This is a genomic window from Burkholderia aenigmatica, from assembly GCF_048627025.1.
Classification (GTDB): domain Bacteria; phylum Pseudomonadota; class Gammaproteobacteria; order Burkholderiales; family Burkholderiaceae; genus Burkholderia; species Burkholderia aenigmatica.
On the sequence record NZ_CP184469.1, the window covers coordinates 967427 to 990024 of the forward strand.

Sequence of the window (22598 nt, forward strand, 5' to 3'; positions counted from 1 at the left end):
ATGGCCGCTTGCATACGCCAACGAGGCGTTGGCTTGTCACCGACGATGCACGCTGACGTCATCGCATCAAGATAAGCTATCGACTCCTGAAAAAAGCGGCAAGCATGTCGTCTTCCGGCGCTGCAGTTTCCGTTGTTTGATGCTTTCCCGACCGTCCGCGGGATCGCGCATGATCCGCCCCGGCACCGGATCCACCTGGCCATGTCCCCGTATAAACCGCACGCGGCCGGATGAGATCGGATTGCTCGCGCTGCTCCAGCCCGTGCGCGATCCAGCCGATCGAGCGGCCCAGCGCGAACAGGCCGAATGCGGCACCGACGGGAAGCCGCAAATGTCTGCGCAGCGCCACCAGCGCGAGATCCAAAGAGGGCTTGTGGCCGACGAGCGCGCTCCCTGCATCGATCATCCTTCTCCATTGCGGATGGCGCGGCAGGATCCGCGACAACAGATACGTCGCACGCACGTCGCCGTCGGGATAGAGCGAATGTCCGAAGCCCGGCAAGCCGTCTCCCCGGGCGAGACGTTCGCTCATTTTTTGCTCGATGTCCTTATTACCCAGTTCGTCCCACAGTGCTTCGCCACGCGCGGTGGTCGCGCCATGCCGCTCGCCCGACAGGCCGGCCAGACCACCGACCACGACGGCCCGCAAGCTCGCGTTTGTCGACGCGATGCATCGTCCCGTGAAGCTCGACGCGTTCAGTTCGTGATCCGCGCACAGCACGAGCGCCATGCGGATCAACTCGGCGCCAGCAGGCCCGACGCCCCACGCCCGTGCGCATTGCACGTGGATGGGCGCTGTGTCGATCCGGGTTCGCAACAGGCATGCGGCAAGAATCCGCACGAGATCGCCGCAGCCCTGCGCCTGACGATCGGACGATTGTTGCCAGATCGCCGTTGGCGCGTCCTCGCTTGCGACGGTGAAGAGCGGCAGCAGGGCCTGCTCGGCGCGTTGCTCGCCGTAATGCCTGAAGAGCGTTCGCAGCACCGCGGGCGTAGCGGGAATGTGGCGGCCGAAAGCGGCCTGCTCGTCGCATCGCCATAGCAGCGCCGCGACTTCTTCGAGACTCGCGCGGGACGCGAGATCGAGTGCATCCACACCGCGATAGAAGAGCCGGCCACCGTCGATCAACGTGATGCTCGACTCGAGCACGGGCGAACCCCAGTTCAGCGCGGCCTTCGCGACTTCCTTCGGCTTGCGGCCTCGTGCGCGCTGATCCGCGAGCCGGTCGACCTCGGCCGCGAGATAGCGGCTTTCGCGATGACTGCCGCCCGGTTCCGCGCGAAGCAGGCCGCGGCTGACGTACGCATAGAGGGTTTGCCGCGAGACACCGAGCCTTGCCGCGGCTTCGATCGAATTCAGGTAGTTCGACATCGTGCGCAGGGGGAATCGTTCGACAGGTTGATCAGGATAATCAACGTTGACAGCAAATGCGAGCGAGACGATCTTTGCCTCACCTAATTCATGCGAGGCGAACATGCGTATCGATCAAGTGTCGAGGGAACGGGCCGTGGCCGATGAGGATCGGGTGTCGCGTCATCTGCGGGCGTTCTGGCTGGCGGCGGGTGGGTCTCAGGCGTTCCTCGAGTCGTGCAGCTTCAGCGGGTCGGGTGAGCTGGTTTCCGCGTTTCGCGTAACCGACCTGGCCACGGCGGCAATCGGCGCGGCAGGGACGTCCGTTGCCGAATTGCTGCATGCGTCGACCGGAACGTTGCCGTCGGTGCGGGTCGACCGGCGCATGGCGTCGCTGTGGTTCGGCACGTCGCTGCGTCCGCAGGGCTGGACGATGCCGCCGCAATGGGATCCGGTGGCCGGCAACTATCGGGCGCGCGATCGCTGGATCCGGTTGCACACCAACGCGCCGCATCATCGGCTGGCCGCGTTGTCGGTGCTGGGCTGTGCCGCCGATGCACCGGCGGTCGCGCAAGCGGTGAGTCGCTGGGATGCCGGTGCGCTCGAAGACGCGATCGTCGAGCGAGGCGGTTGCGCTGCGGCGATGTACGCGGCGCAGGAGTGGGCCGAGCACCCGCAGGGCAAGGCGGTCGCAACCGAACCGTTGCTGCATGTTCATGCCGCGACCGATGCCGTCGCGCGCGACTGGCGGCCTTCGAAAGACCGGCCGTTGCGCGGCATCCGCGTGCTCGACCTGACACGCATCCTCGCCGGCCCCGTGGCGACGCGATTTCTTGCGGGCCTGGGCGCAGACGTATTGCGCATCGATCCGTACGGTTGGGAAGAACCGGGCACGGTGCCCGAAGTCGTCCTCGGCAAGCGATGTGCGCGGCTGAACCTGAAAGATGCGGCGGACCTCGATACGCTCAAACAGTTGCTCGGCAGCGCGGATATCGTCGTGCACGGTTACCGGGCCGACGCGCTCGCGCGCCTCGGTCTCGATGCTGCGCATCGGCGCGAACTGAATCCTGCGCTCATCGACGTTTCGCTCGACGCTTATGGCTGGAGCGGTGAATGGCGTTGCCGGCGCGGCTTCGACAGCCTCATTCAAACGAGCACGGGAATCGCCGAGGCGGGCATGCGTGTCATGGGCAGCGATGAACCGGTGAACCTGCCCGTTCAGGCCATCGACCATGCGACGGGTTACCTGATGGCGACGGCCGCCATCCGTGGGCTGACGACACGAATGAAACAGGGTGTCGGTACCGAGGTTCGCGCGTCGCTGGCGCGCACGGCGGCCGATTTGCAACTGCGGTCGGAGCCCATGAGCGAGGTGGTCGAACTGGTCGCCGACGGTCAACGGGATCGTGCAGAGCACGTCGAGCCGACGACGTGGGGGCCGGCATCCCGGCTCCTCCCGCCCGTGCAGATCGACGATGCGCCGCTTCGCTGGTTTTATCCGGCGCGCGCACTGGGTGCGTATGAACCCGAGTGGTTGTCTTCGAACGGCGATCTTTGAAGCGGCGCGATGAATCGGCTGGTGCCGGTGCGTGGCGGCGGGACGGGAATCGGCCCGGCCACGGCGATGCATGGCGCTCAGCGCAATGCGCAGGTCGTCATCGTCATCGTCGGACAGCGCGCGAACGTGCTGGAACACGCCGCCGAAGCGATCGGCGGCGTGTTTCCCGATGCGCGTCCCACCGTGCCCTCGCGACCGACCTGGGTGTGCCTGATCAGGTGGAACGCGTTCGGGATACGCTGACAGAGCGTTTCGAGCCCTTCGATTTCGTGATCAACGCGGCCGGCGGAGAGAGTGGCGGGCGAGTGAAGCAAGTGGGCGCGCGCAGGCCGCCGGCGCGTTGCGCGCGTCGCTGGATCGATGGCCGGGCCTAGCCTTCAACCGCGCGTGTCGACCCAGTTGCGTGCCCAGCGGGCCGAATGCTGCAGCGCCTGCTCCTCACTCGTGAAGTAATCGAGCGAATAGAATTGGTAGCGGCCTTCGGTGCGTGGGCTACCGGCGCGTTCAAGCAGCAGGTTGGATGAAAAACTTCCGTCGGGCAAACGATGCGCCGAGGGGTGAACGGCATAGCCGTTGTATTGTTGAATTCGATTGTTCTGCATTTTAATTTTAATAATGTTCGAGTGCGCGCGTGCCGTGCGGAATGTGCACAGGTGCGCCGATTCAAAGCCATTGCGAGCTGAATCTGAAGCAGTCGTAAAGCGAAAAAGGGCTTGGCAGCCTGAGGGGGAATGAAGTGCAACGAGGCGTGTGGCGCTCGGCGAGCTGCTGAATGAACCGATGCAGCTAAGAGCAATCGCGCCAACTTTGGGAGATCAATCTCCGCGAGGATGTCGCTGCAACCCGGCGTCCGTTACGGGAGGCCGGGTCCTTCAAACTTTACAGCGGCTTGATGTTGGCCGCTTGCAGACCCTTCGGGCCTTGCTTCGTTTCGAAGCTCACCTTCTGATTTTCAGCCAGCGTCTTGAAGCCGTCGGCGCGAATTTCGGAGAAGTGAGCGAACAGATCGTCGCCGCCGTTGTCGGGCGTGATGAAGCCAAAGCCTTTGCTGTCGTTGAACCACTTGACGATACCGGTATCCATGAAGATTCCTTGAGAAAAAATAGAAAGATTTGCTCTGGAAAAGAGCGCGTGAAGCGTCAAGGAGGGAGAGGACAACGAATACCGCTGAGGAGCGATCAATTGATGAACAGCAATCGGACTTCTTGAACTTCGGACGATACACTAACCGCTGGGCGGTGCCGGCGTCAATCGCTACTTTGTAACTATTTCTTCAGGCGCTTGGATTGGCGGATGAAGCGATGTGGCCCTGACTGGCTGCGCACGCTATCCGGCATGACGCGCAGGTTGGGCGGGGCCTGATGGGGTCGATGGCGCTGAACGATCCGAAGCGGCCACATCGCCTTGTCCAAATCAGCCATTCGAATCAGGGACCACGTTGCGATGGGGAATCGCATCGCGGTCGCCCACGATAAACATAGAAGTGAGACCCGTGCTCTGGTCGAACGCCGACCGATCGTCCCGCGTTTCCCGAAAATTCGACAGGAACAAAAAAGGCCGACGCGTCGTGCGTCCGTCATGCGCCGGAGCAGACGGCCGAAGCGATCGGCGGCGCATGTCCCGATGCGCCACCGATCGTGCGAGAGGGATGACAGCCGTTTCTGATGCGGCAAGGACGATCAACTGCCCTGAAGACCCGCATCGTCGCCCCGTGTTTTCCGTACTACAGGAACAAGCGATAGGCGAGATTGCTGCCTTCCTCGATGTACGGATAGCCGAGCGTCGACAGGAAGTGGTCGAATGCGTTGCGATCGGCCTGCGGCACCTGCAGCCCGACGAGGATCGAGCTGTAGTCCGCGCCCTGGTTGCGGTAGTGGAACAGGCTGATGTTCCAGTCCGGTGCCATCGCCGACAGGAACTTCATCAGTGCGCCCGGACGTTCCGGGAATTCGAAGCGGAACAGGCGCTCGTCGAGCGCGAGCGGCGAACGGCCGCCCACCATGTAGCGGATATGTTCTTTCGACAATTCGTCGTGCGTCAGGTCGATGGCCCTGAAGCCGTGCGATTCGAAGTTCGCGGCGATCTCGGCCGATTCGCCGCGGCGCTTGATCTGCATGCCGACGAAGAAGTGCGCGGATTGCGCGTCGGCGATCCGGTAGTTGAACTCGGTCAGGTTGCGGTCACTGACGAGCGCGCAGAAACGCCGGAAGCTGCCGCGTTCCTCGGGGATCGTGACGCCGAACACGGCTTCGCGCGCTTCACCCACTTCCGCGCGCTCGGCGACGAAGCGCATCCGGTCGAAGTTCACGTTCGCACCGGACGTGACCGCAATGAGCGTCTGGTTCTCGATGCCTTCGCGTTCCGCGTAGCGCTTCGCACCCGCGACCGCGAGCGCGCCGGCCGGTTCGAGCACGCTGCGGGTATCCTGGAACACGTCCTTGATGGCCGCGCATAGGGCATCGGTGTCGACCGTCACGACGCCGTCGAGGTATTCGGCACACAGCCTGAAGGTTTCTTCGCCGACCAGCTTCACCGCGGTGCCGTCCGAGAACAGGCCGACCTCGGTCAGCTCGACGCGCCGGCCGGCCGCGAGCGATTGCGCCATCGCGCACGAATCCTCGGTCTGCACGCCGATCACCTTGATCTCCGGGCGCACGGCCTTCACGTAGGCAGCAATGCCGGACGCGAGGCTGCCGCCGCCGATCGGCACGAAGATCGCGTGGATCGGCCCCTGGTGCTGGCGCAGGATTTCCATCGCGACCGTGCCCTGGCCGGCGATCACGTACGGATCGTCGAACGGGTGGACGAACGTGAGATTGCGCTCCGCCTGCACCTTGACCGCATGCTGGTACGCGTCGCTGTACGACTCGCCAGCCTGGATGACCTCGACCGTCGGGCCGCCGTGCGCGCGCACCGCATCGACCTTCACCTGTGGCGTCGTAATGGGCACGACGATCACGGCCTTGACGCCCAGCCGCGCTGCCGAGAATGCGACACCCTGCGCATGGTTGCCGGCCGACGCCGTGATGACGCCGCGTGCGAGCGCGTCCGCCGGAATGTGCGCCATCTTGTTGTACGCGCCGCGCAGCTTGAACGAGAACACCGGCTGGTTGTCCTCGCGCTTCAGGTAGACAGCGTTGCGCAGCCGGGCCGACAGGTTGCGGGCGGGCTGGAGTTCCGTCTCGCGCGCGACGTCGTAGACACGGGCGGTGAGAATTTTCTTGACGTAGTCGACGGGAGGTTGGGCTGGCGTGGCAAGCGCGGTGCAAGCGTCAGGCGAGCTTCGGTACAAAGACACGGTCATTTCCTTTCGGGGGCGGGTTTGAAATGCCCTGGGCGGAAATGAAACAACCCGCCTCAGGGGCGGGTTGTCGTCATTGAGCCGGATGCGCGCTAACCCACCATTCGAAGAATGGTGCGAATAATCAGCGCAATGGCGAATGCTTGGCGGCTCATGTTTTCAAGCATCAACCATGGCAACGGTAGTTGTCAACTGTATCGAGCGAATTCCGGCCATCATGGATGGCTGCCTGGTCGAATGCCGGTACTTCGCGTCGCCTTTCCCGGTCATCCGTGACAAGCAACGAACGAGGCCGACGGGCAGGGTGCCGGTCGGCCTCGTTCGAATCAGTTCGCGCCGCGGGTTGCGCGTTACTTCGCCGCGAGCGCACTCTGCACGCTCTTGTCGACCCATGCGTTGTCGGCCACGCTCAGTTTCTGCGGAATCAGCTTCGCCGCATAAAACGCATCGGCGACACCTTGCTGGGCCGCGACGATCTTTTCGTCGAGCGGCACCGCGCCAAACGGAACCCGCTTGATCCACGTCTCGACGAGCGGTTGCGGCAGGCCGACCTTCGGTGCGATCAGCGCGGCCGTGTCGGCCGGATGCGTGTTGACCCATTGGCCCGTCTCGCGCGCCTGCTTCAGGATCGCGCCGACCACGTCGGGATGCTGCTGCGCGAAATCGCGCGTCGCTTCGTAGAAGTTGTTGGTCGCCGAGAGTCCCGTGTAGTCGGACAGCGTGCGCACCTTCAGCGCGTTTTGCGCGGCTGCATAGTACGGATCCCAGACGACCCACGCATCGACGTTGCCGCTCTCGAACGCGGCGCGCGCGTCGGCCGGCGCAAGGTACACGGGGCGGATTTCGTCGTAGCGCACGCCGGCCTTCTTCAGCGCTTCGAGCAGCAGGTAGTTCGCGCTCGAGCCCTTCTGCAACGCGATCTTCTTGCCGCGCAGGCCGGCGACCGAACGGATCGGCGAATCGGCCTTCACGACCACGGCTTCGTTGTGCGGCGCCGGCGGTTCCGCGCCGACATAGACGAAGTGCACGCCGGCCGCCTGCGCGAACACGGGCGGCGGCGCACCCGTATAGCCGAAGTCGATGCTGTTCGCGTTCAGCGCTTCGAGCAGTTGCGGGCCGGCCGGGAATTCGAACCACTGGACGCCATAGCCGAGCGGCTTGAGCCGCGCTTCGAGCGAACCTTGCGCCTTGATGACCGACAGCAGGCCGGCCTTCTGGTAGCCGATGCGCACGACCTTGTCGGCGCCGCCTTGCGCGAAGGCCGACGCGGCGGACAGTGCGACGAGCGTGACGGCGGTGGTGCGGGCGATCCAGCGGGTGAAACGAATCATCGAACGGACTCCATGCAAAACGTCTTCGGGCGAGCGGCGGTGCCGCTCGATTGGAAGAATCGTCGCATGGGCGATCACGCCCGCAAACGAAGCATTGCCGATATCAATATGACGGCGGTGCGCCTATGCTTCGTCGCTGTCGTCTTTCGATGCCGGCGTGCCGGACTGCCGCGCGGCCTCGTCGCTGAGCTTCTTGTCGAGGATCGTCGCGACCCGGCCGCCGAGATAGGCGCTCGCCGCGGTTTCGAGTGCGCGGTTCGTCTCGCCTTCGACGAACACGGCCGCGAGCGGGCGCAGGCGCCAGATCGCGTCGACCAGTTCGGGCACGTCGGTGGCGGGCGGCAGCGTGTCGGCGTCGTAGCGGTCGAGCCGCTTCACGACGAGATCGACGAGCAGTCGCGCGATCGCGTCGAAATGCGGACGCGCGAGGCTGATCACGTCGAGCAGCTCGCGCGGCGGGATGCCTTCCTTCGTCATCGCCGCCGCCGCTTCGAGCAGTGCGGGGTTCTTCGCGACGAACGACAGGCCGCGCCGTTCGAGCAGGCCGAGTTCGGTCACGCGTGACAGCTGCGTGGTCGCCTGCGGGCCGAACATCTGCGCGAGCGCGGCGAGCGAATAGGTTTTCGGCAATTCGTGCGACCAGCGGCCGCCGATCGCGTTTTCGAGGCCGAGGATCGAGCGCAGGTCGTGGCCTTCGTCGATCGCCTTGATCAGGTCCTGGATGTTCGACAGCGTATAGCCGCGTGCGAGCAGGTGATTGATCAGCTTCAGGCGCGCGACGTGCGTGTCGTCGTAGATGCCGACGCGGCCGCGCTTTTCCGGCGGGGCGAGCAGCCCGCGATCCTGGTAGGCGCGGACATTGCGCACGGTCGTGTCGGACACGCGTGCAAGTTCGTCGACCGTGTACTCGTTGCGGGAGTCCGGCGCCGCCTCGTCGGGTGTGGAATGAGTCTGTTTTGACATGCGGCCATTCTAGCGCGACGCGGCGGGCTAGGGCGAGACAGGGAGCGTGCGCGCGCCGTCGCCGAGCGGGCGCTGCAGCAGCGCCGTATCGATCCAGCGGCCGTGCTTGAAACCGGCCGCCTTCAGCATGCCGGCCGGCTCGAAGCCGAACGCGCGATGCAGCGACGTCGAGCCGCCGGTGCCGCCATCGGCGATCACCGCGATCATCTGCCGCCACGGGCCGGCCTCGCAGCGTACGATCAGCGCCGCGAGCAGCGCGCGGCCGATTCCGCGCCCGCGCTGCGACTCGTCGATGTAGATCGAATCCTCGATCGTGAAGCGGTACGCGCTGCGCGTGCGGTACGGTGTCGCGTACGCGTAGCTGGCCACGCGGCCGTCGCATTCGGCGACGAGATACGGCAGCCCGTGGCGCAGCACCGCGTCGCGGCGCGCGCGCAGTTCGGCGACGTCGGGCGGCGTCTCTTCGAACGACGCGACGCTGTGGTGCACGTGGTGCGCATAAATCGCGTGGATCGCATCGAGGTCGGCGTCGGTCGCGTCGCGAACGACGCAGGCGGGGGTGGTGGGCATGGCGGCGGGTCCGGCGAATTCAGAACGCAAACCACCACTATGCCGGCCGCCGGAGCGCATGGCAAAGCCGCGTGCGGCCGCGGCCGCCTAGAGTCGGCCGTCCGCCGCGCGAACCGCATCGGCGATCGCGTCGGCGACCCGCTGCACGCGCGGCGACCGGCGCACGTCCGGATGGACGACGAGCCAGATCTCGCGCTCGATGTCGCAACGCGGTGCGGCCGTCAGTTCGACGAGCGGCGCACCGGCGTGCGCAGCCGGATCGTCGACGAGAAACCTCGGCAGCAGCGCGACGCCGGCACCGGCCGCGCACGCGTGATGCTGCGCAGCCAGGTCGTTGGTGACGAACGCGAAACGGCGTCCGGCCGCGAAGCGGGCGAGCCACTGGTGCTGCGGCGTTTGCGCGAGCGCATCGTCGTAGCCGACGAACGGCCAGGTGTCGGGCGGCGCGTCCGCCCATTCCGGCGACGCGCACAACGCGAAGCGCATCGTGCCGAGCCGGCGCGCGGCGAGCCCGGGCTCGGTCGGCCGCGACAGCCGCACCGCGAGATCGGCTTCGCGTGCGTACAGGTTCGCCGCGTGCATCTCGCCCAGCAGATCGATCCGCAGCGCGGGCCATGCGCGCTGCGCACGGGCGAGCCGCGGCGCGAGGAAATGGCTCGCGAACACCGGCGACGCCGAGACGCGCACCACGCCGTCGAACGCCGCCGCGCCCTGGGCGGCGCGCGCGAACGCATGCGCGTCGGTTTCGAGGCGGGCGGCATGCTCGGCAAGGTGCAGCCCTTCGTCGGTCGGCGGCCAGCCGCGCGGCAGCCGGTCGAACAGCCGGATGCCGAGCGCCGACTCCAGCGCGTCGATGCGGCGTGCGACCGTCGAATGCTGAACCTGCAGCGCTCGCGCGGCGGCCGACAGGCTGCCGCCGCGCATCACCGCGAGGAAATAGCGGATGTCGTCCCAGCTCATCGGTAACGCGGATGCGGGCGCGGTGTCCGGATCGGTTGAATTTTGCACAGTAGATGGGCGATTTGCATGAATTCCGTTCGATTATGCACGATGGGATGATCGTGTCACTTCATTCGATTACGAGGAACGTCATGACCCAGACTGCCACTGCCATCCGGATCGGGATCGACCGCTACGGCGACGCCGGCGTGCTGCGCCGCGTCGATGCACCCGTCGCGCCGCCCGGTGCCGGCGAAGTACGGATTCGCCAGACCGCGATCGGCGTGAATTTCGTCGACATCTATTTCAGGACGGGGGCGCACGCGATGCCCGCGCTGCCGGACGCGCTCGGTGTCGAGGCGGCCGGCGTGATCGATGCGGTCGGGCCCGGCGTGACGGCGCTCGCCCCCGGCCAGCGCGTCGCGTATGCGGGCATGCCGACCGGCAGCTATGCGAGCCTGCGCACAATGCCGGCCGAGCGCGTGGTGCCGATCCCCGATGGCCTGAGCGACGAAGCCGCCGCCGCCGGGCTGCTGAAAGGGATCACGGTTTACATGCTGCTGCATCGCATCCGGCAGGTCGGCGCCGGCGACACGGTACTCGTGCATGCGGCGGCCGGCGGCGTCGGGCTGCTGGCGACGCAATGGGCGCGTGCGCTCGGCGCGCGGGTGATCGGCACGGTCGGGTCGGCCGCGAAAGCCGCGCTCGTGCGTACGCACGGCGCCGAGGCGGTCGTCGATTATCGCGAGGAAGATTTTGTCGCGGCGGCACGCGCGTTCGGCGGCGGCGCGGGGGTCGATTTTGCGATCGACGGGATCGGCGGCGACGTGCTGACGCGCACGCTCGGCGCGGTCCGTCCGTTCGGGATGGTCGCGAGCATCGGACAGGTGGCCGCGATCGGCGCGCGGCAGACGTTCGATCTCGACGAACTGGGGCCGGCGCGGTCGATCGCGCTGTCGCGGCCGAGCGTGCTCGGCTTCATCGCGCGCGACGTGGACGGATATCGGGAGGCTGCACGCGCGACGCTCGACCGGCTGGCGGGCGGGATGCATATGGAGATCGGCGCGCGGCTACCGCTGGAACAGGCGGCCGATGCACACCGGCTGCTGGAGTCGCGCGCGACGACGGGCGGGGTCGTGCTGCTGCCTTGACGGCAGGCGGATGGGGATCGCGATGCGGCCCGCCGCTCGCATCGCGATCCACGGGCGGCTCAGTGGTGCTTGCGCAGCGGCGCATCCTCGACGAACCACGCGAGCACGAACGCGATCGCGATGACGGTCGCCGCCGCGAGATACACGACATGCAGCGAACCGGCGAACGCATGCAGGTACACATCACGCACGGCATCCGGTAGCTGGTGCACGGCGGCCGGGCCGAGCGCGGGCGGCAGCTCGGTGCCGGCCGGGAGCGCAGCCATCACCCGCGATTGCAGCCCGTGCGAGAACAGCGCACCGAACGCCGCGACCCCGAGCGAACCGCCGATCGAGCGGAACAGCGTCGCGCCCGACGTCGCGACGCCCATGTGCCGGAATTCGACCGTGTTCTGCACGGCGAGCGTGAGCACGGGCATCACCATGCCGAGCCCGATCCCGAGCAGCGCCATGTACGCATACATCGTGTGCAGCGGCGTATTGAGCGTCAGTGTCGACAGCAGCGCCATCGCGATGCCGCCGGTCAGCGTGCCCAGGATCGGGAACATCCGGTACGAGCCGAGCCGCGAGATCAGCCGGCCGCTGACGATCGACGTCACGAGCATCCCGCCCATCATCGGCAGCAGCTGCATCCCGGCCTGCGACGGCGTCGAGCCCTTCACGACCTGCAGGTAGAGCGGGATGAACGTGACCGAGCCGAACAGCGCGATGCCGACGACGAAGCCGATCAGGCTGACCAGCACGAAGGTGCGATGACGGAACAGTTCGAGCGGCATGATCGGCTCGGCCGCGAGCCGTTCTTCATAGATGAAGCCGCCGATCGCGACGACGCCCAGCACGAGCGTCATCCACAGTTGCGGCGACGTCCACGGCAGCAGCGAGCCGCCTTCGCTCGTGAACAGGATTACGCAGGTGAGGGCGGTGGCGAGGAACGCGGCGCCCATGTAGTCGATCCGGTGCTTCACGTGCGCGGTGTGCGGCCGGAACGCGACGCCGATCACCGCGAGCGCGAGAAAGCCGAGCGGCAGGTTGATCGTGAAGATCCAGCGCCACGACAGGTGCTCGACCAGGAAGCCGCCGAGCAGCGGGCCGATGATCGTCGCGAGGCCGTACACGCCGCCGAACATCCCCTGGTAGCGCGCGCGGCGGTCGGGCGGCACCAGATCGCCGATCGCGGCCATCGTGACGACCATCAGGCCGCCGCCACCCAGCCCCTGCAGCGCGCGCAGCACGATCAGCTGCGTCATGTCCTGCGCGACGCCGCACAGGGCGGAGCCCGCGAGGAACAGCACGATCGCGGCCTGCAGCACGATCTTGCGGCCGTACAGGTCGCCGAGCTTGCCGTACAGCGGCAGCACGACGGTGGACGACAGCAGGTACGCGGTGACGACCCACGACAACTGGTCGAGCCCGCCGAGCTCGCCGACGATCGTCGGCAACGCGGTCGACACGATCGTCTGGTCGAGTGCGGACAGCAGCATGACGAGCAGCAGCGCGGCGATGATCAGCCCGGTCGGCGCGTCGCGGCGGGCCGTTTCGGTGGCCGCCGGAGTGAGGAGGGTGTCGGTTGTCATTGAAATATCTGCCATGGCAGGGAATTGTGTCGAACTATAGCCACAGATGATTGACTGGTCAATTTCTGCCCAGCCTCGATATGTTGCAGCCGTAACAGGAGATTGCCGGCCCGAAAAATTGATCGGGATCAGGCGGAAAGCAGGGCCGGACTCAAGTTTTCTGCAGGCAAACCGTAATCCAGAGTGCCGCGGACCGATTGCCGCGGCACTAATCACCGCTCACGTCCCGTCATGAACCTGAACGTCCTGTTTTCCCGTTTCTCGATCCGTACGCGGATCTTCTCCACGCTTGGCCTCGTCGCCGCGCTGCTCGTCGTATCGGGGCTGATCGGCCTCGCCGGCATGCAGAGCTCGAACCGCGCGCTCGACGAGGCCTATACGCAGCAGCTGGCTGCGAAGACCGCGCTGTCGGCGGCCAGCCTGAACCTGACGGTCGTGCGTACGACGCTCGATCGCGCGCTGCTGCATCCGGAAGCGCCGGAAGTGCCCGATCTCGTCAAGAAGGCCGAGAACTATCTCGCGAAGGCCGACACTGCATGGCGCGGCTACGCGGCGATGCCGCACGACGGCGACGAAGGCCCGCTCGCGAGCCGCCTCGACGCCGCGCGTCAGGCGCTGATCGGGCAGGCGTTGAAGCCGATGATCGACGCGGTCCGCGACGGCCGCCGCGACGAGGCCGACCGGCTGCTGATGCAGGTCGCGCCGCCGCTGTCGGTCGCGCTCACGCAGGCGACCGATGCGCTCGATGCGTACCAGGCCGCGCGTGGCAAGGCGGTGTACGACACCGCGCAGACCTATTACGGCTGGATGCGCGTGGGCGCGATCGCGGGTATCGCATTCGGCCTCGCCGCATGCCTCGGCTGCGCGGTCGGCCTGCATTTCGCGATCACGCAGCCGGTGAACCGGCTGCTGTCGCACTTCCGCCGCCTGTCGGACGGCGACCTGACGTCGGAGGTGCGCTGGTCGTCGCGCGACGAGATGGCCGAGCTGGTCAAGGGCGTGACCGGCATGCAGCGCAGCCTCGCGGACACGGTGCGCCAGGTCAGCCAGGGTTCCGAGGCGATTTCGACGGCGACGCACCAGATCGCGGCCGGCAATACCGACCTGTCGCAGCGCACCGAGGAACAGGCATCCGCGCTGCAGGAGACGGCCGCGAGCATGGAGCAACTGACGGCGACCGTGAAGCAGAACGCCGACCATGCGCTCGAGGCGCAGGCGTGCGCGGACAGCGCGAGCGAGATCGCGACGCGCGGCGCGACGGTGGTCGGCGAGGTGATCGGCACGATGAACGAGATCGACCAGAGCTCGCAGAAGGTCGCCGACATCATCGGCACGATCGAGGGCATCGCGTTCCAGACCAACATCCTCGCGCTGAATGCGGCGGTCGAAGCCGCGCGTGCGGGCGAGCAGGGCCGCGGCTTCGCGGTGGTCGCGGGCGAGGTGCGCACACTGGCGCAACGCTCGGCGTCGGCGGCGAAGGAAATCCGCACGCTGATCGGCGAATCGGTCGAGCGCGTCGCGAACGGTTCGCGGCTCGTCGGCGTGGCCGGCACGACGATGCAGGACATCCAGCAGGCGATCGGGCGCGTGACGGGCATCATGACGGAGATCGCGGCTGCATCGAACGAGCAGCGCGACGGGATCGAGCAGGTGAACCGCGCGGTGTCGCAGATGGACCAGGTGTCGCAGCAGAACGCGGCGCTCGTCGAGCAGGCCGCAGCGGCGGCCGCGTCGCTGGAAGAGCAGGCCGACGGGCTGCGCCGCGCGGTCGGCGCGTTCCGGGTCGCTTGATCGACCGGGGCGGCGACGGGGCGGGCGCTCACCTGCAGGTCGCCCGCCCGTTACGTCAGACGGCTGCCAGTTGCGCGGCCGCGCGCGACGACGCGACGATCAGCAGCTTCATCGTCGCACGCGTCGCGCCGACGAACAGCTTGCGCGCGGCACGCGCGTCGAGCGTATCGAAGTCGACCTCGGTGAGGATCACGCACGGCGCCGACTGGCCCTTGAAGCGGTAGATCGAATCGAGCAGTACGTCGCCTTCGCGATACTCCGGGTTGCCGAACAGGTCGTACTTGCCGGTGAAGCTCTTGAGCCGGTGCGGGCCGAGCTGGTCGAGCGGCGCGAGCACCGAGCCCTCGCGGCCGCGATACGACAGCAGCGCAATGTCCTGCTTGCGGAAGCCGAGCGACAGCGCGTGCGTGATCGCCCGCTTGGTCGCGTCGATGCAGGCGTCGGCCAGTGCGTCTCCCGACGCGTCTGCTTCCCCGTACGCCGACACCGACGGATCCGAACCGTCGAACGGGCTGCCCGAGCGCAGCTCGATCGCCAGCGGCTCGACCCGGCCGACGATGTCGCGGACGAATTCGAGCAGGTCGCGCGGGCTCCGGTAGTTCGTGAGCGCCTTCAGCGTGACCCAGCCCGGCAGCGCGACGGGTTCGCGCATGTACAGGTTCTGCAACGGATCTTCCAGCCACCACCATGCGCCATCCGGCGCCAGCAAGCGCTCCAGGGCGGCTGCCCACGGCGCATGGAAATCCTGCCCTTCGTCGACGACCAGCACGTCGAAGCGCCAGTGCTCGGGAATCGGCGTTTCCGCGAAGCGCGCTTCGAGCCGCTCGAACTCGCCGGGCACCTGGAAGTCGGGCGTATAGCCGCCGTCGCGCGCGACCCAGTCGCATAGCTGGTGGTAGTTCGCGATCTTCGCGCCGGGCGGCGCGATGCGCGCGATGTAGTCGGCGAGCGGCCGGTTGAAGCACACGTAGAGCACGCGCTTGCCGGCCGCGACCGCATCGCGCATCGCCTGCACCGCGAGCTGCGTCTTGCCCGAGCCGGCTGTACCGGTGACGCGCAGCCGGAACGGCGCGAATTCGAGCTGGCGCGCCCATGCGGCGAGCCCGCCCGACAGCCGCGTGACGAGCGTGCCGGCTTGCCCGACGAGCGCGCTCGTGTCGGGCGTGAGCGCGAGCTCGTCAGCCAGGAAATGGTGGAGTTTCGGCGCGTTCGGAAAGTGCTCGTCGTCTTCGGGCAGGATCTGCAGGATCACCTGCGCGAGTTGCGCCTTGCGCGACGCATCGACGATGCGGTCGGCCGCGACGCCGGCGATCGACGCGTCGCGGATCGCGTAGTCGGGGCAGTACAGCAGCGCCTCGACGCCGTAGACGCCCGCGCCGAGCGCGGCCGTCAGGCGCCGGTGCAGCGTTTCCTGCGTGCGCGCGAGCTGGATCGGGACATTGCGTTCCTTCTGCAGATAGACCTTCACGAGCCCCTTCGGCGTTTCGCGCAGGAAGCCGGCTTTCTGCTCGATCAGCAGCACGCGGCCGGCCGGGCTCACGACGACGAACGCGGCCTCGCCGAACACCGAGAACGCCTGGTCGGCGCGCGTCCAGTGCACGCCGTGATACACGGTGTAGCTGTCGGGCAGCGCGTGTTCGAGCGCGGCGAGCGTTTCGCGCTCGCGTTCGGCCGCGCCGGTCGCGGCGAGGCTTTTCCAGTCGTCGGGGATGAGGCGGGCCATGGCGTCGGGCGGCGGAAGCCGGCGTGGGCGTGAACGGGTGCGGCTATTGTACTGAGCTATGACCCGGTTCACGACCGCCGTGCCGCGCAGACGCTGGCCGTCCGGAGAAGGACGGCCCGGGGACGTTACCCGCGCGCGAGCCGTTTCGCGAGATCGGCGCTGAGGATCGCCATGCGCGCGGGCTTTTCGTAGCAGACGACGTCGAACGCGCGGATCACTTCGCTGATGTCGGCCTCGCTCGCGCGGCCGGTGAGCAGGTCGCCGGTCAGCACGAAGATCGGCGCGCCCGGGTTGTCGGACGTGCGCACCGCCTTGATCGCGGTGGCGGCCGTGCTGTCGTCGAACAGCCATTCGGTCAGGACCGCGTCGAACGCCTGGCCCTGCAGCGCGTCGACGAACGGCGCGAGGCCGTCGAATGCGGCCGTCGCGAAGCCTTGCCGTTCGAGATAGCGGCACAGCTCGGTCGCGCTGACGCGATCGGGGTCGATCACCGCGACGACGAGCTTGTCGTTCTCCGCGCGGCGTGGATAGATCTCGATCTTGTGCACGTCGTACGCGTTCTGGTACAGCACGCCCGTGTGGCGCAGCACGCGCCAGCGGCCGTTTTGTTCATACGCGACGAACTCGGGGCGAGCGCCGGCTTCGAGCGGCGCGCCGATCCATGCGGTGCACGGAATTTCGGCGACGCCCGCATAAAGGACGGCTTCCTGCGAATAGGCGCCGACCATGCCGGGGTCGAGCGTTTGCGCGCCGAACAGCTGGGCGGCGGGTTCGCCGTATGCTTCGGCGACTTTCTTGATCTGCGCGAGCGTCCAGGGGCTGCTGCCGCGCAGTTTGCGATGGCCTTGCGAGAAACTCAGGTCGAGGATGCGGCACAGCTCGGTGGTCTGCTGGCGCTTGCCGATGCCGTTGCGGGTCATCAGCTCGCGCACGCGCTCGGCAACCGCGAGGGAATCCGTGGTGATTGCTTCAGTGGTCATGCTACGGGAACGGATCGTGACGTTCAGAACGACGCCTTTCGGCAGTCTCGACGGACAGTCTTCAAGACGTCCAGGGGCGAGCCGACCGGCCACGCGCGGAAAAGATAACTTTACCGCAAAATGGTCGTCATTCAGCGCCGTGAAAGGTGCGTTTGTGTGAAAGGTGTGTCACGACGTTACCGTCGCGGTTCGTATCCGGATGCATTAACGCCTGACAGGAAACAATGACGACAACTTATCCGCTGCACGATGCCCTGACCCTCGCCGGCACGCGATTCCCGGCAGAAGCCGACGTCGTGATCGCGGGTGCCGGCATCATGGGCTGCGCCGCCGCGTATTACCTGGGCCTGCGCGGCCTGAAGGCCGTCGTGCTCGACAAGTCGCGCATCGCCGGACAGCAATCGACCCGTGCGTGGGGCTTCGTGCGGCAGCAGGGCCGCGAAGCGGCCGAGGTGCCGCTGATGATGGCCGGCATGCGGATCTGGGAGCGGCTAGAGGAAACCCTCGGTTTCGATCTCGAATGGCGGCAGGGCGGCTGTCTTTATATTGCGGACAACGAAACGGACTGGGCGTCGTTCAACGCGTGGCTCGCCGTCGCGCGCGAGCACGGGCTCGACACGCGTACGCTGACGCGCGCGCAGATCGACGAGCGCGTCAGCGGCCTTTCGTCGCAGGCACGCACGCTCGGCGGGCTGTACACCGCGACCGACGGCCAGGCCGAGCCGCGCCGCGTGGCCGCCGCGTTCGCCGCGCGTGCCGCCGAGGCGGGCGCATGCTTCTTCGAAGGCTGCGGCGTGACCGCGATCGAGACGGCCGGCGGCGCGGTGGTCGGTGTCGTGACCGAGCGCGGCACGATCCGCACGCGGCGCGTGATCTGCGCGGCCGGCGCGACCAGCTTCCGGCTGCTCGACGGCGTCGGCATCCGGCTGCCGCAGCAGGCCGTCCGCGGCACCTGCATGCGCACCAATGTGGTGCCGCCGGTGTCGGCGTCGACGGTGTGGGGGCACGGCCTCGGCATCCGGCAGCGCAAGAACGGCGCGATCAATCTCGCCGACGACATGCAGGTCGACGTCGACCTGACGCTCGGCCACCTGCGCGGACTGAGCCTGTTCTGGCCGGAGTTCTGGTCGCAGCGCGACAAGTTCCGGCTGCACGTGAACGGGGCTGCGTGGCGCGATGCGCTTGCCCGCATCAACGGTGCGGCCGGGCCGATCGAGCCGCGCGATCCGCAGCCGCAGCCGAATCGTGCGCATGCGCCGCGTGCGCTCACGAAACTCAAGACCATCTTCCCCGCGTTGAAGGACGCGCAGATCGTCGAAGCCTGGGCCGGCCTGATCGACGTGCTGCCCGACGGCATTCCGGTGATCGATGCGCCGGGCACGCCGTCCGGGCTCGCGATTGCGACGGGGTTCTGCGGCCACGGTTTCGCGATGGGGCCGATCGTCGGGCGGCTGCTTGCCGAATGGGTCGACACGGGCGCGCCGTCGCTCGACCTGTCGGCGTTTCGCGCGCGGCGCTTCGTCGACGGGACGATGGTCCGGCCGCGCAGCATGCTGTAGCAGACGAATCGACGCGATGACGTCGGCCGGTCGCGGCCGACCCATCGTAGAATCGAGCCCGCATCCTTCAGGAGATTCCCCGTTGGCAACGCCTTCCGCCCAGCGCCGCTCGTTGCGCTCACGCCTGCGTCGCGCCCGCAATCCGTGGCAGGCACCGCGGGCGCGCACGCTGTTCACGCGTCCCGCGACGTCGCCGCGGCGCACGCTGATGTTCCGTATCGGCGCGGTCGTGCTGCTGTGCACGCTCGCGTTCCTCGTGCTGTATCTCGATCGCGACGGGTTGCGCGATTCGACCAAGAGCACGCCGATGACCGTCGCCGATCTCGTGTACTTCACGATGGTGACTGTCGCGACGGTCGGCTACGGCGACATCGTGCCCGTCACCGCGCGGGCGCGCCTGATCGATGCGTTCTTCATCGTGCCGATCCGTATCGTCATCTGGTTCATTTTCCTGGGCACGGCGTATCAGTTCGTGATCCAGCGCGTCATCGAGGAATTCCGCATGAAACGCCTGCAGAAGCAATTGTCCGATCACATCGTCGTATGCGGTTATGGCCTGTCGGGGTCGATCGCGGTGCGCGAACTGCTCGAGAGCGGCGTCGATCCGGCGACGCTCATCGTGATCGATTCGCAGCAGCAGGCGATCGAGGCCGCGACGTCGCTCGGCGTGGCGGGATTGCTCGGCGATCCCGCGCACGAGGATCTGCTGCAGCAGGCACAGGTGCGTGAAGCGAAGGCCGTGATCATCTCCGTGACCGACGATCCGACCGCGATCCTGCTGACGCTGTCGGTGCGCAGCATCGCGCCCGATACGAAGATCGTCGTGCGGATCCAGGAGAACCTGTACCAGCGGCAACTGCGGCAGGCGGGGGCGGACGTGATCGTGTCGTCGACGAAGATCGGCGCGCTGCTGCTCGCGGATGCCGTGCATAGCCGCTATATCGTGCCGTTCGTGAACGACATGCTGTCGACGCGCGGCCGCGCGACGCTGCTGGAGCGCGAGGCGATGCCAAGCGAGATCGGCTGCCTGACGAACGTCGTGCCGGGGGCGATCGTCGTCGGGCTCGATCGGTGCGGGAAGATTTATTCGTTCTACGAGGACCCGCCGTGCAGGATCGAGGCGGGGGACACGCTGGTCGTGATCCAGTCGGCGCGGATTCCCGATCCGGATATTTGATGGACGGGCGTTCTGGAAAGTCTATCGATGCCCATGATTTGATGGCGAACGGTTTCGTGATTTCGCGTTTTTTTTTGTCGTGTGGGCGCCGTGCAGGCGATCTATGGCAACGTGAATCCGCGCAGATCGATATCAAATGCGTCGTCGAGATCCCTTTAACGACTTCGGCAAGGACTCGACGCTTGTTGTTGTGACGAGTGTTATCGGATGATCGTGTTGCAAAACCGCAGTCGCGACGAGACAGCGTAAGCAGCATGCCAGCGTCCCGGGTCGAGTGCGGTTTCCGCGACGGTAATCGCATTGGGCGCGCAACATGTGCTTGGTATACTTCGACGTCTTCCCGCCTTCGACGCTATTCCTGCATGCCCAGCTCCGATACTTCGGCCAAGCGCCAGCCCACTGCCAAACGTACCAGGGGACGCCCGTCCGGCACTGCGCACGTGGGTTTCGATTCGCTGCTGCGATGTGCGCGGCAGCGGTTCGCCAAGCAGGGCTACGCGGCAACCAGCGTGCGGGAAATCGCCGGTTTGGCCGGTGTCGATCCCGCATTGATGGCGCATCATTTCGGGTCGAAAGAGGGGTTGTGGACGGCGGTCGTCGACCAGCTGGCCGCGCAACTGGCACCGTTGATCGAGATGACGAAACAGCTCCGCAACAGCCGGATGTCGCCGGTCGAACGGATCAGGCAGGCATTGACACTGTTCATCGACAACGTGTTCGCCAACCCGGATATCGGCATGTTCTTCTCGACCGCCACGACGGAGCACGGCGAGCGCTTGAACGTCCTCGTGGAACGGTTGCTCGGCCCCTATCGTGACGCGTTCATTCCGCTTCTCGCGGATGCCATCGAAGCCGGAAAGATGAAGTCTCACGATCCCGAGCTGATGCACGCGATGATCGTGAATGCGATCAGCAATACGATCTCCTATGGCCACGTGTTCGCGAAGTTTTCAACACTGCCCGATCACCCCGAAAAATTCAAGCAAGGCGTCCTGGATATCGCAATGGGGCTGCTGCGATAGCGTGGCCGTCGCGCCGAAGTGCCAGGTGCGACGAAATTCCGGCGAGGTGCGTGGTGATGAAGGTCGCGGGGCCGGCGCATCATGCGGCCGAGCGGGCAGCCGCTGTCACGCGGCATCCGCGCTTGCCTGGCATTGAGCCGATGCGGCGCTGTGCCAGGCAGTCTCGGATTCGTCGAAAGTCGCCAACAGATGGTCGATGAAGGTTCGCACCTTGGCCGGCAAGTGGCGACGGCTGGGGTAAACGATGCCGAACGTGGGCGAGGGCGCCCAGTAATCCGGGAGAACTCGCTTCAGCGTGCCTTTCTCGAGTTCCCGCTGAACCAGTGCGGGATGGATCAACGCGATGCCTGCGCCCGACAGGACCATCTGCATCAGAAAATCGATATTGTTGGCCACGACGGCCGGATGGCACGTGATCGTCACGGTGCCGTCGGCACTGTCCAGTTGCAGCTCGGATTTGCCGCGCTGGGGGCTCGAGATCGCGAGGTACGCGTGCTCGGCCAGTTCCTCCGGGCGCGTTGGCTCGCCGCGCCGCTGAAGATAGTCGGGGGATGCGCACGCGATGAGCGGCGAGCTGAAGACCGCGCGTGCGACGAGGCTCGTGCATGACAACGACGACAGGTCGAAGATGCCGGCATCGTATCCGTCTGCGACCAGATCGACCGGGCGATCGACCAGCACGGGAACGGGAACCACTTCCGGGTACGAATCGCAATAGTCTCGCAGGCACGACGACAGGTGCCGCAGCGAAAGGCCGACGGAGACCGCTACGCGCAGGGTTCCGGACGGCGTTTGCGTGGGCACCGACACCGCGTGCTCGACTTCGTCGAGCTTCGCCAGAATGTCGCTGACGCGCGTGTAGTACGTCTTCCCGAAATCCGTGAGCGACACACTCCGCGTTCTGCGGACGAGCAGGCGCCTTTCCAGTTGTTCCTCGAGCCAGTTGACGCGACGGCTGATCATCATTTGAGAAATGCCGAGGCGGGTGGCTGCGCGGATGAAGCTTCCGTCGTTCACGACCTGTACGAACGACCGCATCGATTGAAGTTTGTCCATTTCGGTTTCCGGGTTCACGTGTCGTTTCCGTCCCGGACATATCGCGCCCGGCAATCGACGTGCTCGGCATGTGCTTGGGAACGGTCGTTGGCATCGTTCGCCAACATTATTCAACACGTGTTGAATAAAATGATAGCGTAAAAATGATCATGCGTGAAGCGTGTCCGCGCTCGCTTCCCGCCGTCATGTCCGCCACGATGGCTCAGCACGTCGATCGGGGCGGCGGTAGCACTTTCGACACGCTCGCCAGGTTCGACGCCGACCCTTCGTCCGCGCGGCTCAATCGCTGAATTCCGTCGCCCACCGGCGCACCTGTCACCTCGTTGCTCCGATCTGAGTGGCACTTCTATCCGCTGTCCGTTCTGCCACGTGAGTGCCGCTTGCGCCTGGCTTGGCGCTGCCTCGAGCGTGCCGTCCTGCCGCATGGCGCGACGATCGAACGGTTGACAGCGTCGCGACGGATGCCCTACCATCGCATTAAATCAACAAGTGATGAATAAATTTCGACCATGAGGATTCCGGCCATCGGGGACGGATAGCGCGCAGCGCGCT

19 protein-coding genes are annotated in these 22598 nt (G+C 66.4%); 7 read left to right on the plus strand and 12 right to left on the minus strand.

Going from position 1 to position 22598, the window contains the following annotated elements; genetic code table 11:
* Window positions 1–76: 76 nt before the first annotated feature.
* On the minus strand, window positions 77–1372 hold the full coding sequence (locus tag ACN8ZM_RS21455; protein WP_420212654.1) for a citrate synthase family protein: 1296 nt from the start codon (window positions 1370–1372) through the stop codon (window positions 77–79).
* 103 nt (window positions 1373–1475) lie between these two features.
* On the opposite strand from ACN8ZM_RS21455, the gene ACN8ZM_RS21460 reads away from it, so the two are divergent.
* Window positions 1476–2909 (plus strand): CoA transferase, encoded by a 1434-nt coding sequence (locus ACN8ZM_RS21460; protein WP_420212304.1) that lies wholly within the window; start codon window positions 1476–1478, stop codon window positions 2907–2909.
* A 9-nt stretch (window positions 2910–2918) separates the two neighbouring features.
* Window positions 2919–3152: a hypothetical protein gene (locus ACN8ZM_RS21465; protein WP_420212305.1), complete on the plus strand. Its 234-nt coding sequence runs from the start codon at window positions 2919–2921 to the stop codon at window positions 3150–3152.
* Window positions 3153–3286: 134 nt separating this feature from the next.
* Here the strand turns inward: ACN8ZM_RS21465 and ACN8ZM_RS21470 are convergent, their stop codons facing one another.
* From ACN8ZM_RS21470 to ACN8ZM_RS21500, 7 genes are all read right to left on the minus strand, one after another.
* Window positions 3287–3511 (minus strand): hypothetical protein, encoded by a 225-nt coding sequence (locus tag ACN8ZM_RS21470; protein ID WP_043177258.1) that lies wholly within the window; start codon window positions 3509–3511, stop codon window positions 3287–3289.
* A gap of 277 nt (window positions 3512–3788) precedes the next feature.
* Window positions 3789–3992 carry a cold-shock protein gene (locus ACN8ZM_RS21475; RefSeq protein WP_006485974.1) on the minus strand — a complete coding sequence of 68 codons (204 nt, stop codon included), beginning with the start codon at window positions 3990–3992 and terminating at the stop codon, window positions 3789–3791.
* 640 nt (window positions 3993–4632) lie between these two features.
* Window positions 4633–6213, minus strand: coding sequence for a threonine ammonia-lyase, biosynthetic (ilvA, locus tag ACN8ZM_RS21480; RefSeq protein ID WP_420212306.1), 1581 nt, complete (start codon window positions 6211–6213; stop codon window positions 4633–4635).
* Between the two features lie 347 nt (window positions 6214–6560).
* The gene (locus tag ACN8ZM_RS21485; RefSeq protein ID WP_420212307.1) at window positions 6561–7541 is read right to left on the minus strand and encodes a sulfonate ABC transporter substrate-binding protein; all 981 of its coding nucleotides are present in this window, start codon (window positions 7539–7541) and stop codon (window positions 6561–6563) included.
* A gap of 123 nt (window positions 7542–7664) precedes the next feature.
* Window positions 7665–8504 (minus strand): MerR family transcriptional regulator, encoded by an 840-nt coding sequence (locus ACN8ZM_RS21490; RefSeq protein WP_301800882.1) that lies wholly within the window; start codon window positions 8502–8504, stop codon window positions 7665–7667.
* 27 nt (window positions 8505–8531) lie between these two features.
* Complete coding sequence (locus ACN8ZM_RS21495) at window positions 8532–9074, minus strand: GNAT family N-acetyltransferase (RefSeq protein WP_420212308.1); 543 nt, start codon at window positions 9072–9074, stop codon at window positions 8532–8534.
* Window positions 9075–9161: 87 nt separating this feature from the next.
* On the minus strand, window positions 9162–10034 hold the full coding sequence (locus tag ACN8ZM_RS21500; protein WP_420212309.1) for a LysR family transcriptional regulator: 873 nt from the start codon (window positions 10032–10034) through the stop codon (window positions 9162–9164).
* A 131-nt stretch (window positions 10035–10165) separates the two neighbouring features.
* Here ACN8ZM_RS21500 and ACN8ZM_RS21505 point away from each other — a divergent pair, with 131 nt between their 5' ends.
* Window positions 10166–11164, plus strand: a complete 999-nt coding sequence (locus ACN8ZM_RS21505) for a quinone oxidoreductase family protein (protein ID WP_420212310.1) — start codon at window positions 10166–10168, stop codon at window positions 11162–11164.
* Window positions 11165–11223: 59 nt separating this feature from the next.
* On the opposite strand, the gene ACN8ZM_RS21510 is transcribed toward ACN8ZM_RS21505, so the two are convergent.
* Entirely contained in the window at window positions 11224–12738 is a 1515-nt protein-coding gene (locus ACN8ZM_RS21510; RefSeq protein WP_420212311.1) for an MDR family MFS transporter, read from the minus strand.
* A gap of 231 nt (window positions 12739–12969) precedes the next feature.
* Here ACN8ZM_RS21510 and ACN8ZM_RS21515 point away from each other — a divergent pair, with 231 nt between their 5' ends.
* Window positions 12970–14529 carry a methyl-accepting chemotaxis protein gene (locus tag ACN8ZM_RS21515; RefSeq protein ID WP_043177246.1) on the plus strand — a complete coding sequence of 520 codons (1560 nt, stop codon included), beginning with the start codon at window positions 12970–12972 and terminating at the stop codon, window positions 14527–14529.
* 55 nt (window positions 14530–14584) lie between these two features.
* Here the strand turns inward: ACN8ZM_RS21515 and ACN8ZM_RS21520 are convergent, their stop codons facing one another.
* Together ACN8ZM_RS21520 and ACN8ZM_RS21525 are read right to left on the minus strand one after the other, a co-directional pair.
* The gene (locus ACN8ZM_RS21520; protein WP_420212312.1) at window positions 14585–16252 is read right to left on the minus strand and encodes an ATP-binding domain-containing protein; all 1668 of its coding nucleotides are present in this window, start codon (window positions 16250–16252) and stop codon (window positions 14585–14587) included.
* Between the two features lie 125 nt (window positions 16253–16377).
* Window positions 16378–17232, minus strand: coding sequence for a helix-turn-helix domain-containing protein (locus tag ACN8ZM_RS21525; protein ID WP_043177243.1), 855 nt, complete (start codon window positions 17230–17232; stop codon window positions 16378–16380).
* A gap of 224 nt (window positions 17233–17456) precedes the next feature.
* Between ACN8ZM_RS21525 and ACN8ZM_RS21530 the strand changes: the two genes are divergently transcribed.
* From ACN8ZM_RS21530 to ACN8ZM_RS21540, 3 genes are all read left to right on the plus strand, one after another.
* The gene (locus ACN8ZM_RS21530) at window positions 17457–18791 is read left to right on the plus strand and encodes an NAD(P)/FAD-dependent oxidoreductase (RefSeq protein ID WP_420212313.1); all 1335 of its coding nucleotides are present in this window, start codon (window positions 17457–17459) and stop codon (window positions 18789–18791) included.
* Window positions 18792–18873: 82 nt separating this feature from the next.
* The gene (locus ACN8ZM_RS21535; protein ID WP_043177239.1) at window positions 18874–19968 is read left to right on the plus strand and encodes a potassium channel family protein; all 1095 of its coding nucleotides are present in this window, start codon (window positions 18874–18876) and stop codon (window positions 19966–19968) included.
* Window positions 19969–20330: 362 nt separating this feature from the next.
* Window positions 20331–20990, plus strand: a complete 660-nt coding sequence (locus ACN8ZM_RS21540; RefSeq protein WP_043177224.1) for a TetR/AcrR family transcriptional regulator — start codon at window positions 20331–20333, stop codon at window positions 20988–20990.
* A 105-nt stretch (window positions 20991–21095) separates the two neighbouring features.
* On the opposite strand, the gene ACN8ZM_RS21545 is transcribed toward ACN8ZM_RS21540, so the two are convergent.
* Complete coding sequence (locus ACN8ZM_RS21545; RefSeq protein WP_420212314.1) at window positions 21096–22064, minus strand: LysR family transcriptional regulator; 969 nt, start codon at window positions 22062–22064, stop codon at window positions 21096–21098.
* Window positions 22065–22598: the final 534 nt, after the last annotated feature.

Excerpts from the sequence above, each read along its gene's own strand:
- ilvA (WP_420212306.1), bottom strand. The coding sequence starts at position 6,213 with ATGACCGTGTCTTTGTACCGAAGCTCGCCTGACGCTTGCACCGCGCTT.
- ACN8ZM_RS21515 (WP_043177246.1), top strand. The coding sequence starts at position 12,970 with ATGAACCTGAACGTCCTGTTTTCCCGTTTCTCGATCCGTACGCGGATC.
- ACN8ZM_RS21520 (WP_420212312.1), bottom strand. The coding sequence starts at position 16,252 with ATGGCCCGCCTCATCCCCGACGACTGGAAAAGCCTCGCCGCGACCGGC.
- ACN8ZM_RS21510 (WP_420212311.1), bottom strand. The coding sequence starts at position 12,738 with ATGACAACCGACACCCTCCTCACTCCGGCGGCCACCGAAACGGCCCGC.
- ACN8ZM_RS21460 (WP_420212304.1), top strand. The coding sequence starts at position 1,476 with ATGCGTATCGATCAAGTGTCGAGGGAACGGGCCGTGGCCGATGAGGAT.
- ACN8ZM_RS21485 (WP_420212307.1), bottom strand. The coding sequence starts at position 7,541 with ATGATTCGTTTCACCCGCTGGATCGCCCGCACCACCGCCGTCACGCTC.
- ACN8ZM_RS21470 (WP_043177258.1), bottom strand. The coding sequence starts at position 3,511 with ATGCAGAACAATCGAATTCAACAATACAACGGCTATGCCGTTCACCCC.
- ACN8ZM_RS21465 (WP_420212305.1), top strand. The coding sequence starts at position 2,919 with ATGAATCGGCTGGTGCCGGTGCGTGGCGGCGGGACGGGAATCGGCCCG.
- ACN8ZM_RS21475 (WP_006485974.1), bottom strand. The coding sequence starts at position 3,992 with ATGGATACCGGTATCGTCAAGTGGTTCAACGACAGCAAAGGCTTTGGC.
- ACN8ZM_RS21540 (WP_043177224.1), top strand. The coding sequence starts at position 20,331 with ATGCCCAGCTCCGATACTTCGGCCAAGCGCCAGCCCACTGCCAAACGT.
- ACN8ZM_RS21530 (WP_420212313.1), top strand. The coding sequence starts at position 17,457 with ATGACGACAACTTATCCGCTGCACGATGCCCTGACCCTCGCCGGCACG.
- ACN8ZM_RS21505 (WP_420212310.1), top strand. The coding sequence starts at position 10,166 with ATGACCCAGACTGCCACTGCCATCCGGATCGGGATCGACCGCTACGGC.
- ACN8ZM_RS21500 (WP_420212309.1), bottom strand. The coding sequence starts at position 10,034 with ATGAGCTGGGACGACATCCGCTATTTCCTCGCGGTGATGCGCGGCGGC.
- ACN8ZM_RS21525 (WP_043177243.1), bottom strand. The coding sequence starts at position 17,232 with ATGACCACTGAAGCAATCACCACGGATTCCCTCGCGGTTGCCGAGCGC.
- ACN8ZM_RS21495 (WP_420212308.1), bottom strand. The coding sequence starts at position 9,074 with ATGCCCACCACCCCCGCCTGCGTCGTTCGCGACGCGACCGACGCCGAC.
- ACN8ZM_RS21455 (WP_420212654.1), bottom strand. The coding sequence starts at position 1,372 with ATGTCGAACTACCTGAATTCGATCGAAGCCGCGGCAAGGCTCGGTGTC.
- ACN8ZM_RS21490 (WP_301800882.1), bottom strand. The coding sequence starts at position 8,504 with ATGTCAAAACAGACTCATTCCACACCCGACGAGGCGGCGCCGGACTCC.